This is a genomic window from Isoptericola sp. NPDC056573, from assembly GCF_042793335.1.
Lineage (GTDB): Bacteria > Actinomycetota > Actinomycetes > Actinomycetales > Cellulomonadaceae > Isoptericola.
This window is the reverse complement of sequence record NZ_JBHTUY010000001.1, coordinates 283,093-298,200: the sequence shown is the minus strand read 5'-3', so window position 1 is coordinate 298,200 and position 15,108 is coordinate 283,093. Positions and strand designations below refer to the sequence as shown.

General features: G+C 74.3%; 14 protein-coding genes. 3 read left to right on the top strand and 11 right to left on the bottom strand.

Annotated elements, in window-relative coordinates:
- Positions 1-32: 32 nt before the first annotated feature.
- Positions 33-491, bottom strand: coding sequence for a MarR family winged helix-turn-helix transcriptional regulator (locus ACFQ8E_RS01380; protein WP_430548772.1), 459 nt, complete (start codon positions 489-491; stop codon positions 33-35).
- A 124-nt stretch (positions 492-615) separates the two neighbouring features.
- Here ACFQ8E_RS01380 and ACFQ8E_RS01375 point away from each other — a divergent pair, with 124 nt between their 5' ends.
- From ACFQ8E_RS01375 to ACFQ8E_RS01365, 3 genes are all read left to right on the top strand, one after another.
- Positions 616-2,148 (top strand): MFS transporter, encoded by a 1,533-nt coding sequence (locus tag ACFQ8E_RS01375; protein WP_430548771.1) that lies wholly within the window; start codon positions 616-618, stop codon positions 2,146-2,148.
- 92 nt (positions 2,149-2,240) lie between these two features.
- Entirely contained in the window at positions 2,241-2,744 is a 504-nt protein-coding gene (locus ACFQ8E_RS01370) for a MarR family winged helix-turn-helix transcriptional regulator (RefSeq protein WP_429764450.1), read from the top strand.
- A gap of 43 nt (positions 2,745-2,787) precedes the next feature.
- Complete coding sequence (locus ACFQ8E_RS01365; RefSeq protein ID WP_430548770.1) at positions 2,788-4,059, top strand: CynX/NimT family MFS transporter; 1,272 nt, start codon at positions 2,788-2,790, stop codon at positions 4,057-4,059.
- On the opposite strand, the gene ACFQ8E_RS01360 is transcribed toward ACFQ8E_RS01365, so the two are convergent.
- From ACFQ8E_RS01360 to ACFQ8E_RS01315, 10 genes are all read right to left on the bottom strand, one after another.
- Positions 4,037-4,834, bottom strand: a complete 798-nt coding sequence (locus ACFQ8E_RS01360) for a serine hydrolase (RefSeq protein ID WP_430548769.1) — start codon at positions 4,832-4,834, stop codon at positions 4,037-4,039. The two genes, ACFQ8E_RS01365 and ACFQ8E_RS01360, sit on opposite strands and share 23 nt — an antisense overlap.
- Entirely contained in the window at positions 4,834-5,661 is an 828-nt protein-coding gene (locus ACFQ8E_RS01355) for a type 1 glutamine amidotransferase (RefSeq protein ID WP_430548768.1), read from the bottom strand. The genes ACFQ8E_RS01360 and ACFQ8E_RS01355 overlap by 1 nt, the downstream gene beginning before the upstream one ends.
- Before the next feature lie 2 nt (positions 5,662-5,663).
- Positions 5,664-6,911: an ABC transporter ATP-binding protein gene (locus ACFQ8E_RS01350; RefSeq protein WP_430548767.1), complete on the bottom strand. Its 1,248-nt coding sequence runs from the start codon at positions 6,909-6,911 to the stop codon at positions 5,664-5,666.
- A complete protein-coding gene (locus tag ACFQ8E_RS01345; RefSeq protein ID WP_430548766.1) occupies positions 6,904-7,956 on the bottom strand; it encodes an ABC transporter ATP-binding protein in 1,053 nt (350 codons plus the stop codon). Before ACFQ8E_RS01345 ends, ACFQ8E_RS01350 begins: the two co-directional genes overlap by 8 nt.
- A gap of 5 nt (positions 7,957-7,961) precedes the next feature.
- A complete protein-coding gene (locus ACFQ8E_RS01340; RefSeq protein ID WP_430548765.1) occupies positions 7,962-8,909 on the bottom strand; it encodes an ABC transporter permease in 948 nt (315 codons plus the stop codon).
- The gene (locus ACFQ8E_RS01335; protein ID WP_430548764.1) at positions 8,902-9,906 is read right to left on the bottom strand and encodes an ABC transporter permease; all 1,005 of its coding nucleotides are present in this window, start codon (positions 9,904-9,906) and stop codon (positions 8,902-8,904) included. Before ACFQ8E_RS01335 ends, ACFQ8E_RS01340 begins: the two co-directional genes overlap by 8 nt.
- A gap of 86 nt (positions 9,907-9,992) precedes the next feature.
- Positions 9,993-11,654: an ABC transporter substrate-binding protein gene (locus ACFQ8E_RS01330; protein ID WP_430549029.1), complete on the bottom strand. Its 1,662-nt coding sequence runs from the start codon at positions 11,652-11,654 to the stop codon at positions 9,993-9,995.
- A gap of 155 nt (positions 11,655-11,809) precedes the next feature.
- The gene (locus ACFQ8E_RS01325; protein ID WP_430548763.1) at positions 11,810-13,042 is read right to left on the bottom strand and encodes a fumarylacetoacetate hydrolase family protein; all 1,233 of its coding nucleotides are present in this window, start codon (positions 13,040-13,042) and stop codon (positions 11,810-11,812) included.
- Positions 13,039-14,373, bottom strand: a complete 1,335-nt coding sequence (locus ACFQ8E_RS01320; protein WP_430548762.1) for an enolase C-terminal domain-like protein — start codon at positions 14,371-14,373, stop codon at positions 13,039-13,041. The genes ACFQ8E_RS01325 and ACFQ8E_RS01320 overlap by 4 nt, the downstream gene beginning before the upstream one ends.
- A gap of 9 nt (positions 14,374-14,382) precedes the next feature.
- Positions 14,383-15,108: a hypothetical protein gene (locus tag ACFQ8E_RS01315; protein ID WP_430548761.1), complete on the bottom strand. Its 726-nt coding sequence runs from the start codon at positions 15,106-15,108 to the stop codon at positions 14,383-14,385.

Below are 15,108 nucleotides of genomic sequence, written 5' to 3'. Positions count from 1 at the left end.
CGCCGAGGTAGTTCAGGCCCCGCCGAGGTAGTTCAGGGTTCCTGCGCGCGGGGCTCGACGAGGGCCTCCGCGAGCGCGTCGAGGGCCGGCAGCGCGCGGAGCGCGGCGTCGCGCACGTCGTCGGGCACGCCCCCGAGCCGGCGGCTCCAGAAGTCGCGGATACGGGCGAGGTGCTCGTCGGCCAGCGGGGTCGCGACCAGCCGGACGGTCCGCCGGTCGCCGTCGGCATGCTCGCGCACCACGAGCCCCCGCGCCTCGAGGGTGCGCAGCGCGGTGCTGACGTTGCTGCGCGCGAGCCCGGTCGCGACGGCGATGCGCGACGGCGTCGGGCGGGCCGTGCGGTGGACCTCGCGGATCACGGCCACCTCGGTGCCGGTCAGCGGGACGATGCCGCGCAGCTCCGGGGAGCGGACGTCCAGGTGGCGGGCCACCTCGACGACGGCGTCGGCGAGGTCGGCGAGGCCGGGCGTGACGATCGTCTCGTCGGGCATGGCCCGATCCTAGGCGGTCTCGATAGTTATAGTTTCATAATCATTCTGCCCGGGTCCGCCCGGGCATCTCTCTGCCCGAGCCGCCCGCCGCCCGGCGGCGCGCGACCACCTCCGAGGAGCCACCGTGAGCAGCGCCCCCACCCTCGCCCCCGACGCCATCGCGTCCCCGACGGCACGCCGCCCGCTGCGCGGCCGCCCGGGGCTGACGCTCGTGGGCGTCGCCTTCGGCCTGTTCCTCGTGGGCCTGGACGCCACCGTCGTCTCGATCGTCAACCCCGCGATCGCCGCCGACGTGGGGACCACGTTCGTCCAGCTGCAGTGGGTCACGCACAGCTACCTGCTCGGGCTGGCCGTCACGCTGATCCTGGCGGGCAAGCTCGGCGACCGGTACGGCCACCGCACCCTCTACCTGGCCGGGCTCGTGCTGTTCACCGTCGCGTCGACCGCCATCGGGCTGTCGACCACCGCCGCCGGGCTCATCGCGTTCCGCGTGGTCCAGGGCGTCGCGGCCGGCGTCCTCATGCCGCAGACCCTCGCGATGCTGCGGGCCACGTTCCCGCGCGAGCGCTTCGGCATGGCCGTCGGGATCTGGGGCGGCGTCTCCTCCATCGCGATCGCCGTCGGCCCCACGCTGGCCGGCGCGCTCGAGGCGGCCGCCGGCTGGCAGTCGGTGTTCTTCGTCAACATCCCGGTGGCCGCGGTCGGCCTCGTCTACGGGCTGTGCCTGCTCCCGCGCACCAGCTTCCCCGCCACGGGCCGGTTCGACCTGCGCGGCGTCGTCGTGCTGGCGCTCGGCCTGGTCGCCACCGTCTTCGCCATCGTGCAGTCCGAGGCCTGGGGCTGGGGCGACCCCCGCACCCTCGCACTGCTCGGCCTCGGCGTGCTCGTCATCGTCGGCTTCGTCGTCCTGGAGGGGCGCACCGAGGCGCGCACGGGCGACGCCCTGCTGCCGCTGTCCCTCTTCCGCGGGACGACGGTCGGGACCGGCGGGCTGATGATCGCCGCCAACTTCTTCGTCCTCATGGGGGCCACGTTCCTGCTGCCCATGTTCTTCATCAACCTGCGGGGCGTCTCCGCGCTCGACGCCGGCCTCATGCTGCTCCCGATGTCCGCCGTGTCGATCGTGTCGGCCCCGGTCGGCGCCCTGCTCGTGGCGCGGATCGGCACCCGCGCCACCGGCACCTTGAGCCTCGGCCTCACCGCCGTGGGGCTGCTGGTGCTGCTCGGCGCGACGGCCACCTCGCCGTACGGGGTGATGGCGGCCGCGTTCGTCGTCCTCGCGATGGGCACCGGCATGACCATCACCGCGGGCGCCGAGGCGATCGTCGGGTCCGCGCCGGTGCACCTGGCGGGGGTGGCCGGCGGGTTCCAGTCCACCTGCATCCAGATCGGCGGCGCCCTCGGCACCGCCGTGATGTCCGCCGTCGTCGCCGCCCACGTCCACGCCGGCACCGCCGGGCTCGGCCTCGACGACGGCGAGCACCAGGGCCTCGTGCAGGGCTCCGTGCCCGCCGGGCTGGACGCCGTCGCCGCGCGGACCGCCGAGGGCGCCTACGTCGCGGGCGTGCACGCCGCGTTCCTCGTCGCCGCGGCCGTCGTCGCCGTCGTCGCCGTCGTCGCGGCCCTCACCCTGCGCCCGAAGCCTCAGGCGAGGTAGTGCGAAGCCCGCCGAGGTGGCTCGAACTACCTCGGCACAGATCACACGCGTCAAGATTCTTGACGTCGAGAGACCGGGAGTAGTCTCGGCGCATGGATGTGGAGGCACGGTCCGACGAGGTCGACCGGATCGTCGACGCGTGGCGCCGCGAGCGCCCGGACCTGGACGTCGAGCCGCTGACGGTGTTCTCGCGCGTCAGCCGGCTGGCGCGGCACCTGGACCGCGCGCGGCGCGGCGCGTTCGCCCGGCACGACCTGGAGACCTGGGAGTTCGACGTGCTGTCCGCGCTGCGGCGCGCCGGCGAGCCCTACCGCCTGTCCCCCGGCGTCCTCGTCGCCCAGACCCTCGTGACGAGCGGCACCATGACCAACCGCATCGACCGGCTCGAGGAGCGCGGGCTGGTGGAACGCCACCGCGCGCCGTCCGACCGACGCGGTGTGCTCGTGCAGCTCACCGCCGCGGGCCGGCAGCGGGTCGACGCGGCGATGAGCGACCTGCTCGACGTCGAGGCCCGCGTGCTCGACGCGCTGCCCGCCGCGGTGCGCCCGCAGCTCGCCGCGCTGCTGCGCACCGTCGTCGCCCAGTTCGACGAGTGACCCGCGTGCCCACCACGCCGCCCCGCCCGGAGATGCCCGCCGCGTGACGTCCTACCCCTCCCCCTCCGCCCGCGACGACGGCGCCCGCGCCGGCCTCCTGCTGGCGGCGCTGCTGCTCGTCGCGCTCAACCTGCGGGCACCCATCACGTCGCTGCCGCCCGTGGTCGACGACGTCGCCGCCGCCCTCCAGCTCACGCCCGCGGGTGCGGGCCTGCTCACCTCGGTCCCGGTGCTCTGCTTCGCGCTCTGCACGCCGCTGGCGTCGGTGCTGGTGGCCCGGCTGGGACCGGAGCTCGCGCTCGGCGCCTCGATGGCGGGGATCCTCGCGGGCACCCTGCTGCGCTCGGCGGGCTCCGTGCCGACGGCGCTCGCCGGCAGCGCGGTGCTCGGTGTCGCGATCACGATCGGCAACGTCGCGGTGCCGGTGGTCATCACCCGCGACTTCCGCCGTCGGGCCGCCGCGGTCACGGGCGCGTACAGCGCGACGATGAACCTCGGGTCGACGTTCACCACGATGCTCACCGTGCCCCTCGCGACGGCGTTCGGCTGGCAGTGGGCGCTGGCGGGCTGGGGCGTCCTCGCGGTGGTCGCGCTCGCGGCCTGGGTGCCCGCCGGGCGACGGCTCGCCGCCCGGGGACGGGCCTCGGCCCCGCGGGGGGACGGCGGCGCCCGCGTCCGGCCGCCGTCGGCGCGCGCGGAGCTCGACGCCCTCGACCCGCACGCCCGGTCCGCCGTCCGGCGGCTCGTCGTCCTGCTGTCGGTGGCGTTCGCCGGGCAGGCCTTCGGCTACTACGCGGTGACGGCGTGGCTGCCCGAGATCCTGCACGACCGGCTCGGCATGACCGCCGCCGGCGCGGGCAGCGCGGCGGCCCCGTTCCAGCTGTGCGCGGTGCTGGGGTCGTTCCTCGTGCCGGCGGCGTTCTCGCGCGGCCTGTCGGCGCGCGCGGTCGCGGTCCTCATGGCGGCGATGTGGATCTCCCTGCCGCTGGGGCTGCTCCTCGCGCCCGGGCTGTGGTGGCTGTGGGTGGGGCTGGCGGGCGCCGCCCAGGGCGGCAACTTCACCGTCATCTTCACGCTCGTGGCGCAGCGCAGCCCGGGCGTCGCGGTGGCGCGCCGGTCGTCGGCGGTGGTGCAGACGGCGGGCTACGGGTGCGCGGTGCTCGCCCCCACGACGATGGGCGCCGTGCACGAGGCGTCCCACGGCTGGACGACGCCGCTGGCCCTCGTCGCGGGTGTGCTCGCCACGATGGCCACGGCGATGTGGGTGGCGTCGGCCCGGCCCGCCGACCCGCCTAGCGGTCCTCCGTCAGGGTGACCGCGAGGGCGCCGAGCGCCCGTAGCGTCTCCTCCGCGTGCGACTCGTCGTAGCCGCGGGTGCACACCGCGACGACCAGGGCGCCCGGGCCGGGCGTGCCGACGAACGCGACGTCGTGCCGGATGCCGTCCACCCAGCCCGACTTGGAGCCGTACGGCACGCCCTCGGGCACCGCGGCGGTGAGCTGCCGGTCGGTCTGGCGCGCGAGCAGGTCGATCATCCAGAGCGTGCGCTCCGGCCCGGCGAGCTGCCCGGTGACGACCGCGGACATCAGCGCCGCCAGGTCGGCCGGCGTGGTGCGGTGCGAGTCGCCGCGGGCCTCGGCGGCCAGGTCGCTGTACTTGCGCCCGACGACGCTCGCGGCGGCCCCGACGTCCGCCAGGACGCGGTTGCAGGCGTCGAGGCCGACGAGGTCGATCACCATGTTGGTGGCCTCGTTGGACGACACGACGATCATCCGCTCCACCACCAGCCCCACGGGCATGGACGTGCCGGGCGGCGGCATGCCCGGGTCGAGGTCGTCGGGCTCGATGCGGTAGTCGGGCTCGCCCGGCACCTGGGAGCGGAAGGTGTCGGTGCTGGCCACCTCCTCGTCGAGCGTGAGCTCCCCGGCGTCCAGCGCACGGGCCGCCGCGACCAGCACGGCCAGCTTGACGGTCGACGCCGCGTAGAACGGGGCGTCCGCGTCGCGCTCGGCGAGCACCTCGCCGCCCGCGCGGCGCACCTGGTAGGCGACGACGGGGACGCCGTCGGAGTGCGTGCCCGTGCTCGGCATCAGCGCACCCCCGAGACGTGGTGGGCGTGGTCCCGGCCCTGGTCCTCGGCGTGTCGTGGGCGTGTCCCGTGCTCACGGCGGTCGTGGACCACGGCGGCGAACGCGGCCACGAGCGCACGGGCCTGCTTCTCGTTCTCGGGGGCGCGCTCGAGGGCGGCGGCCAGCAGCTCGTCGCGGTCGAAGCCGAGCTCGGCGAGCTCGTCGACGTCCCAGGTGCCGATGCGCTCCGGCGCCGCCTCGGGGTGGAACTGGAGCCCCCACGCGACGTCGCCCACGCGGAACGCCTGGACACCGCACGCGTCGCTCGTCGCGAGGTGCACGGCCCGCGGCGGCAGCCCCGTGATCGAGTCGACGTGGCTCTCGACCATGCGGACCTCACCGTTCTCGGCCAGCCCGCCGAGCGGTCCCAGCAGCGCGTCGTCGGCCGCGTCGTCGAGGAGGCGCACGGGGCACAGCCCCTTCTCCGTCTCCCCCGACCGGCCCGTCACGGTGCCGCCCGTGACGTGCGCGAGCACCTGCCCGCCCAGGCAGATGCCCAGCACGGGGACGCCGGCGTCCAGGGCCTCGGCGACGAGCGCGCGCTCGTGCGGCAGCCACGGCGCCCGCTCGTCCTCGTCGGGCAGCAGGCCGCCGCCCAGCAGCACGAGACCGGCCACCCCGTCGGGCGCGGCTCCCCCGCCCGCGAGCGACGGGACCTGCTCCACGAGGTCCGCGCCCTGCACGACGACGGCGGTGGCGCCGTCCGCCTCCAACCAGCCCGGCAGGCGGCCCGGGCCGCTGTGCGGCGAGTTCTGGACGAGGACGACGGTCGGTCGGCGGTCGGTCACGGTCAGCGCTCCCTGCTCTCGAGGACGGGGCCTTCGGGGACGGTCTCGGGCACGGCGGCGGCACCCGCCGTCGGGCGCCCGCCGAGCGCGGCCGCCTCCCGGGCGAAGTGGCACGCGGCGGCGTGCGGCACGGTCGGTACCGTCGGCGCCGTCGGCGGCGTCGCCCCACGAGCGCCGACGTCGCCCTCGCCGTCGAGCCGGCCGAGCGGCACGAGCACCGGGTCCTCCGTGCGGCACCGCGCGGGAACGGCGTCCGCGCCGTCGACACCGTCCGGCGGCACGGCCCCCTCCTGCGCGGCGAGCCGGTGGGCGAGCCAGCAGCGCGTGTGGAAGCGGCAGCCGGACGGCGGGTCGGCGGGCGAGGGCGGGTCGCCCTCGAGCATCAGCTCGTCGTCGCGCCGGACGGTGGGGTCGGGCACGGGCACCGCGGACAGCAGCGCCCGCGTGTACGGGTGGTGCGCGTCGTCGTACACCGCGGGCCGGTCGCCCTCCTCGACGACGCGGCCCAGGTACATGACCGCGACCTCGTCGGCGATGTGCTGCACCACGGCGAGGTCGTGCGCGATGAACAGGTAGGCGAGCCCCAGCTCGTCCTGGAGGTCCTCCAGCAGGTTGATGACCTGGCCCTGCACGGACACGTCGAGGGCGGAGACGGGCTCGTCGCACACGAGCACCCGCGGCTTGACCGCGAGCGCCCGGGCGATCCCGACGCGCTGCCGCTGCCCGCCGGAGAACTGGTGCGGGTAGCGGTGGGCGTGGTCGGGGTCGAGGCCGACGAGCTCGAGCAGCTCGGCCACCGCGCGTCGCCGGCCGCCGGCGGGGACGGCGTCGCGGTGGATGCGGAACGGCTCGGCGACGATCTCCCCCACCGACATGCGGGGGTTGAGCGACGTGTACGGGTCCTGGAAGACCATCTGGACGTTGCGCCGCAGCTCGCGGCGCGCGGCGCGCGACATCGTCGAGACGTCCTCGCCGTCGACCAGCACCTGCCCGCGCGTCGGCTTCTCGATGCCGACCAGGACGCGCGCCAGCGTGGACTTCCCGGAGCCGGACTCCCCCACGAGGCCGAGCGTGCGCCCGCGGCGCAGCGCCAGCGAGACGCCGTCCACGGCCTGCACCTGGCCGACCGTGCGCTTGAGGACGACGCCGCGGCGCACCGGGTACGACTTGGCCAGGTCGCGCACCTCGAGGACGACGTCGTCGGACGTCGCGGGTGCGGCGGCGGGGTCGGTCGTGACGGTCTCAGGCACGGGCGCCTCCCAGGAGCTCGGCGGCGAAGTGGCAGGCCGACGTCCGCCCGGGGGCGACGTCGTCGAGCGACGGCTCGTCGGTGCGGCAGACGTCCTGCGCGAGGTCGCACCGCGGGTGGAACGAGCAGCCCGGCGGGACGCGACCCGGTGCCGGGGGCCGGCCGGGCACGACGGGCAGCCGGCCGCCGACGGCGTGCTCGTCGCCGGCGCGGGTGTCGAGCCGCGGCACGGAGCGCAGCAGGGCCCGCGTGTAGGGGTGCGCGGGCGCGGCGTACAGGTCGCGCACGGGCGCGTGCTCGACGGCGCGGCCCGCGTACATCACGGTGACGTCGTCGGCGACGCCCGCGACGACGCCGAGGTCGTGGGTGATCAGCACGAGCCCCATCTGCCGCTCCGCCTGGATCTCCGCGAGCAGCCGCAGCACCTGCGCCTGCACGGTGACGTCGAGCGCCGTCGTCGGCTCGTCGGCGATGAGCACGTCCGGGTCGAGGGCCAGCGCGGACGCGATCATCACGCGCTGCCGCATGCCGCCGGAGAACTGGTGCGGGTACTCGTCGACCCGCTGCGCCGCGTTCGGCACCTTCACGAGGTCCAGCAGCTCGACGGCGCGCCGCCGGGCCTCCCGCCGCGACGTCCCGGTGCGCGCCCGCAGGGACTCGGTGAGCTGGTAGCCCACCGTGTGCACCGGGTTGAGCGCGGCCAGCGCGTCCTGGAAGACCATCGCGACGTGCGTGCCGCAGTGCGCCCGGTGCTGGGCGGGCGACAGGGCGAGCAGGTCGGTGCCGCGGTAGCGCGCGGTGCCCCGCACGACGCGCGCCGTCGGGGGCAGCAGCCCCATCACGGCCAGCGAGCTCACCGACTTGCCGCAGCCGGACTCGCCCACCAGGGCCAGGGTGCGGCCCGCCTCCACCCGGTAGCCGAGCCCGTCGACGGCGCGCACCGCGCCGTCGTCGGACCGGAACTCGACCGCCAGGTCCTCCACCTCGAGCAGCACGTCGCCGGCGGACCGCTCGGTGTCGGTCGGTGTGATCAGGGTTTCCGTCATGTCGGTCACCGGAGCCTCGGGTCGAGGGCGTCGCGCAGGGCGTCGCCGAGGGCGACGAGCGCCAGGACCGTGAGGACCAGGCACCCGAGCGGGTACAGGAGCAGGTACGCGTACCCGCCGGTCACCCAGTCCGCACCGTTCGTGATCATGATCCCCCAGCTGATGGCGGGCGGCCGCACCCCGATGCCGAGGAACGCCAGCACCGCCTCGGTGCTGATCACGCCCGCGATCGCCGTCGGCACGAGCGCCGTGACCGGGCCGATCGCGTTGGGCAGCACGTGCCGCACCATGACGCGCAGGTCGGAGGCGCCCAGCGCGCGCGCCGCCGTCACGTAGTCGAGGTTCTTGGCCTCGAGGGTGGCCGCGCGCACGTAGCGCGCGTAGGCCATCCAGCCGAACAGGGTCAGCACCACCGCCGGCAGGAGGATGACGTCGAACGTGCCGCCGCCCACGCTCACCTTGCGGAACAGCGTGAGGAGCAGCAGGGCGGCGAGCAGCAGCGGGATCACGAGGAACACCTCGATCGTGCGGGACACCACCGTGTCCACCCACCCGAGGTAGTACCCGGCCAGCAGGCCCAGCGTGACGCCGATGACGAGGGACGCGCCCACCACCACGAACGCCAGCGTCAGCGACGGACGGGCGCCGTGCACGAGCTGGGCGAGCAGGTCGCACCCGTGCACGTCGGTGCCGAGCGGGTGCTCCGACCCGAGGCCCTGCGGGCGGATCTTCGAGTTCCCGATGACGCAGCTCTGCGGGTTCGTGCTGGTGAACAGCCGGGGGAAGGCCGCCATCACGGCGAAGAAGACCACGACGACGGCCGCGGCGATCACGTCGGGCCGGCGGCGCAGACGGCGCCAGGCGTCCCCGCCGAGCGACGTCGACGCGTCGACCGCCGGCGCGTCCGGGGTGGTGGTGGCCGCCGTGGGTTCGGGTGCGGTGCGGTCAGGCATAACGGATCCTCGGGTCCAGGGCGGCGTAGGCGATGTCGACGACCAGCATCACGACGACCGTCACCGCGGCGAGGATCGTCACGATGCCGAGGATGAGCGCCACGTCCGCGGCGCGGACGGCCTCCCAGAGCACCCCACCCATGCCGTAGATGTTCATCATCCCCTCGGTGACGACGGCGCCCGCGAGCGCCTCGGTGAACGTCAGGCCGACGGCGGTCACGACCGGCACCGCGGAGTTGCGCACCACGTGGTGGGTCACGACGTGCCGCTCGTTCAGTCCGCGCGAGCGCGCCGTGCGCACGTGGTCGCCCGCGTACGACTCGAGCTGGCTCGCCCGAACCAGGCGGATGAACGCCGCCGACCCGGCCAGGCCGAGCAGGATGCCGGGCACGAGCAGGGTCGCCCACGGGTGGTCGTCGTCGAACGACGGCCTGAACCACAGGGCGGGCAGGCTGTCCGCACCGAACGAGTCCTCGGCCCAGCCGTTCAGCGGCACCGCGAACACGTACCGGTACACGAGCAGCAGCACGAAGATGGGGAACGCGTCGATGAGCACCGACGTGAGCCGGATGCCGTGGTCCGCGGACCGGTCGCGCCGGCGCGCAGCCATCGTGCCGAGCCCCATCCCGAGCACGAACCACACGATCGTCACCACGAGGAACAGCTTGAGCGTGTTCGGGGCGGCGGTCGCGACGATGTCCGTGACCTCGCGGCCGCGCAGGTTGGTGCCGAAGTCACCCTGCGCGTACTGCCCGAGCCGCTCCACGAACGGGCCCAGGCACGGGTTGCCGGTCTGGTCGTAGCAGGGGTCGTCGAGGCCGTAGCGCGCCTCGACCGCGGCGAGCTGCGACGCGGTCGGCACCTTGTCGCCGAAGAACGCCAGGGCGGGGTTGCCGTTGAGCTGGATCGCGAACGTCGTGAGCAGGTGCAGCACGAACATCACGAGCAGCAGGGTCGCCACCCCCAGGAGGGAGCGGCGCAGGATGTAGCGGCCCATTCACAGAACTTTCTGGTGGTGATGCCGGTCGAGCCTGTCGGGACCCTGTGACGCGGTCCCGACAGGCCCGACCGACGACGTGGTGACTAGCCGTTCGTGACCTCGAGGAGGCGCAGCTTGGGCTCACCGCTGAACGGGTCGAGCACGACGTTCGACACGTTCTCGCTGTAGTAGTCGGTGTTCTGCGCGACGAAGAGCGGGATCGTCGGGAAGTCGGCCGCGAGGATCTTCTCCGCCTCCTGGTACTGGGTGATCGCCTCGTCGAGCGTCGCGGCCTCGTCGCCGGCCTGGATCGCCGCCTCGAAGTCCGCGCTGTAGTACCCGAACTCCACGTTGCCGTTCTTCTCGTCACCGCTGCCGTACACGGGGGCGAGGTAGTTCTCGTTCAGCGGGTAGTCCGGGAACCAGTTGGCGCGGAACGGGCCGTCGAAGTCGCGGGCCGCGCGCCGGGCGAAGTAGTCCGGCGTCGCGTCGAGCTCGTACGGGATGCCGAGGGTCTCCTGGATCGAGTCGCCGACCGCCTTGAACAGCTCCTGCTCGGTGGCGTCCTGCCCGAGGTGGATGGTCAGCTTCTCGCCGTCGGGCCAGCCGCCGGCCTTCTCCAGCGCCGCCTTGGCGGCGTCCGGGTCGAAGGTGCACCACTCGCACGTGCCGCCGGTGCCGCCGGGCACGACGTCGGGCACCACCCAGCTGTCGGCGGGCACGCGCTGGCCGGGCAGGAGGGCGTCGATGATGCCCTGCCGGTCGACGGCGAGCGAGATCGCCTTGCGGAACTCGACGTCATCCCACGGCCCGTCCTCGTAGAGCGGGAAGGCCATGTAGGTCAGCGCGGCGCCCGGGCCCTCGACGTACCGCTCCTGCAGGTCGGGGTCGTTCGCCGCGGCCTGCTGCTCGGCGGGCGGCGGCACCGCGAAGTCGAGGTTGCCGGCCTGGAAGTCCGGCCAGTTGTCCTCACCCGTGTACTCGGTCCACTCGATGGTGCCGTACTCGGGCGTCTCCTCGAGCGTGTAGTCGTCCCAGCGCTGGGCGGTGAGGTTCACGCCCTGGTCCCACTTCTCGACCTGGAACGGGCCGTTGCCGATCGGCTGGACGGCGCAGGCCTCGATGTCGTCGAGGCACGCCTGCGCGATCGGGAAGAACCCGGTGTAGCCGAGCATGGTCCCGAAGCCGGCGAACGGGCCCGTGAGGGTGACCTCGAGCGTCTGCGGGTCGACGACCTTCAGGCCCGACAGCGTGTCGGCCTCGGGCTCCTTGGTGACGTTGCCGTCGTCGTCGGTCTCGCCCTGCATCTCCTCGTAGCCGGTGATGCGCTCGAAGAAGTAGTTGTTCGCCATGGCGTTCGGGCCGTACGCGGCGTAGTTCCAGGCGCGGGCGAACGCGTCCGCGTCCACCGGCTCGCCGTTCTGGAACGTCAGGTCCGGCTTGATCGTGATGGTCCAGACCGTGTTGTCCTCGGTCTCGACGCTCTCGGCCACGTAGTTGTACGGCTCGGTGGTCTTCGGGTCGTACCGGACCAGCCCGTCGTAGACGACGTCGAGCACCGAGATGTTGTCCCCGACGTTCGAGTCCATCGGCAGCAGCGTCTCGACGTCCTGCGAGAGCGACAGGTGCAGCGTCGCGTCCGGGTCGCTGCCGCCGCCTCCCCCGCCGCCGTCCGTGCCGTCGTCGTCCCCGCCGCCGCCCGAACAGCTCGCCAGCACCAGCGCTACCGCTGTCGCCGCGGCCGCCGCGGCCGCCTTTCGCCCCATCGTCACCGGCTTCTCCCCACGTCCTGGTCGCTCAAGGCGCCGTTGCCCTGCCGTGTTCACGTCGTCGTGCACGGTCGCCGCCCCCGACAGAGCGGGCACGACGACGTTGCCGTGGAACATATCGCCATCATGGCCTCCCGTGGTGAAAATCACTGTTAAGGATGGGTAACGATCGACCGCGTGTCGCCGTCACCCACCTGTGCGCACAGGTACTCGACCAGGGACCGGACGCCGAGCTCCCACCGGGGGACCTCCTCCGTGGGCCGCACAACGTTGACCAGCGTGCCGAGGTGCAGGCTGCTGATGGCCACCGTGTCGCCCGGGCGGTGGGTGAAGCCGCCACCGGGCACGTCGCGGTCCCGCGTCGGGGCGAAGAGCGTCCCGGTGAACAGCACGAACCCGTCCGGGTACTGGTGGTGGTCGCCCCAGGCCGCGCCGACGAGCTCCTCGAACGTGCGGCTGAGGCGCCCGACGTCGTTCTCGTCGGCCAGGACGAAACCGTCGTCGGCGCCGTCCACACGCAGGGCGAGGCGCTCCGACCGGAGGGTGTCGAGGGTGAGGTGCTCGTCGAGGAGCCGCACGAACGGTCCGAGCGCGGTCGACGCCGTGTTGTCCTTCGCCATGCCGAGCAGCAGCGCGCTGCGGCCCTCGACGTCGCGGAGGTTCACGTCGTTGCCGAGGGTCGCGCCCCGCGGCCGGCCGCGGGAGTCCACGACGAGGACGAGCTCGGGCTCGGGGTTGCTCCAGCGGGAGAACCGCGGGACGCCCACGGACGCGCCCGGACCGACGGCGGAGAGCACCGGTCCCTTGGTGAAGACCTCGGGGTCCGGCCCGAGCCCCACCTCCAGGTACGGCGACCAGAGCCCGCGGGACTTCAGGACCTCCTTGACCCGGGCCGCCTCCGCCGACGCCGGCACGACGGACCCGACGACCGCGCCGATGGCCGAGCCCACGGCCGCACGGACCTCGGCGGCCCGCTCCGGGTCGCCGGCGCACCGCTCCTCGATGACCCGTTCGAGCATGCTGTCGACGAAGGTGACGCCGCATGCCTTGATCACCTGCAGGTCGACGGGCGCGAGCAGGCGCGCCACGGTGGGATCGTCGTCCTGCGGCGCGGCGCGCAGCTCGTCGAGTCGCCACCGGCGGGTCGGTGTCGCCGCCCGGACCTGCTCGACGACGTCGTCCAGCTCGAGCAGCCCGGCGACGGTCGGCGCGACGTCGAAGAGGTCGACGACCTCGTCGCCGCGCACCACGACGGGCCGCGGCCCGCGGGTCACGGGATCCCAGACGCGGCCGACCAGGGTCGCCCGCGCCGCGTCGGCCGGGAGCAGCTCCCGCACCGAGGTCGTGCCCGCAGTGCCCGCAGTGCCCGCAGCGGGCACGCTCACGACCGCGCCGCCGTCCCGTGCACCGCGGCGCGGTCGCCGACCCGGCGCCATCCCTCGCCCGCGGGGAACTCCCACGCCTCCAGCGACCCGGGGTGCATCTCCGCCCCAATACCCGGCAGGGCCGGCGCCTGGTACCGGCCGCCGCGGACGCGGACCGGCTCGACGAAGTGCTCGTGCAGGTGGTCGACGTACTCAATCGCGCGGTCCGCCATCGTCCCGCTCACGGCGGCGTAGTCGAAGAACGAGAAGTGCTGCACGAGCTCGCAGAGCCCCACCCCGCCGGCGTGGGGGCACACGGGCGTGTCGAACCGGGCGGCCAGCAGCAGGTTCGCCACGTTCTCGTTGACGCCCGCGACCCGGGTCGAGTCGATCTGCATGACGTCGATGCCGCCGGCCTGCAGGAGCTGCTTGAAGACGATCCGGTTCGCGACCGCCTCGCCCGTCGCGACCTTGACCGGTGCGACGGCACGGCGGATCGCCGCGTGGCCCAGGATGTCGTCGGTGCTCGTGGGTTCCTCGATCCACCACGGCCGGAACTCGGCCAGCGCGTTGACCCGCTCGATCGCCTCGTCCACCTCCCACCGCTGGTTCGCGTCGATGGCGATGCGCACGTCGGGCCCCACCGCCTCGCGGGCCAGCCGCAGTCGTCGACGGTCGTCGTCCAGGCTGCCGCCGACCTTGAGCTTGATCAGGTCGAAGCCGTCGGCCACCGCCTGCCGGGAGAGTCGGACGAGCTTCTCGTCGCTGTACCCGAGCCAGCCGGGGGTCGTCGTGTAGGCGGGGTAGCCGTGCGCGGTCAGCTCGGCGACGCGCTCGGACCGGCCCTGGGCGCCGGTGCGCAGGATCTCGAGCGCCTCGTCGGGGGCGAGGGCGTTGCGGATGTGGGTGAAGTCGACGACGCTGACGAGCTCCTCGGGCGTCATCTCGCTGAGCAGGCGCCACAGCGGCTTGCCCTCGCGGCGGGCCCGCAGGTCCCAGAGGGCGTTGACGAGCGCGCCGCACGCCATCTGGCCCACGCCCTTCTCCGGGCCCAGCCAGCGGAGCTGGGAGTCGTGCACGAGCAGCCGCGAGGCGGCGCCCAGGTCGCCGACCAGGCCGTCGACGTCGAGCCCGGCGAGGAGGCGGCCGTAGCTCTGGATCGCCGCGACGACGACGTCGTTGCCCCGCCCGCAGGTGAAGACGAAGGCGCGGCCCTGCTCGCCGTCGGACGTCGTGAGCGTCACGTACGCCGCCGAGTAGTCCGGGTCGACGTTCACCGCGTCCGAGCCGTCGAGCTCGAGCGAGGTGGGGAAACGGATGTCACGTGCCTGGACGGACGTGATGCGGGACATCGAGGCTCCTTACGAGGACGGACGCGTGTCGTCCGGGGTGGATGGTTGCCGCGCGGCGAGCACCTCGCGCACGGGGGACGTGTGGAAGGCCGCCGCGAGCACGAGCGCGAACGGGGCCGGGACGAGGAGGAACAGGCCGTTCGACACGCCCGTCGACACCGCGACCCCGAGGGCGCCGACGACGGCGGCGGCGACGAAGGGCACGGGGCGGCGGGCGAAGAGGTGGAGCGCGAGCAGCCAGGCGCGGGGGCCCGAGGGCTCCGGGCAGCTCGCCCGCAGCGGCAGCAGCACGATCCACGCCACCGACGCGAGGACGGTGGCCGTCGTGCCGACGCCCGCGGGGAGCAACGTCCACGCGCCGCCGCCCGCCGCGCGCGCGACCAGCGCGACGACGGTGAGCGCGGCCAGCACGGCGGGGACGAGTGCGGCACCGATCGCCCCCGCGGCCACACGACGCACCGCCGCCCCGTAGTCGCGCACCCCGACGTCGTCGCCCGTCGCGACGTCGCAGCAGCAGGCCACGAGCGCAGCCAGGGTCGGCGACACGGCGACGACGGCGACCGCGGCCCCGAGCACGGGCGAGGCGTCCCCGGCCACGACCGCGGCGGCCGACGCCGCCGTCACCGCGACACTGCCCACCAGCAGCACGGGCAGGTGGGCCCAGGCGCCGCGGAACGTGGCACGCAGGTACGGGTCGGCCGGCGCCCGGCCCGGGCGTGCCGTCGCTCCCGGCAC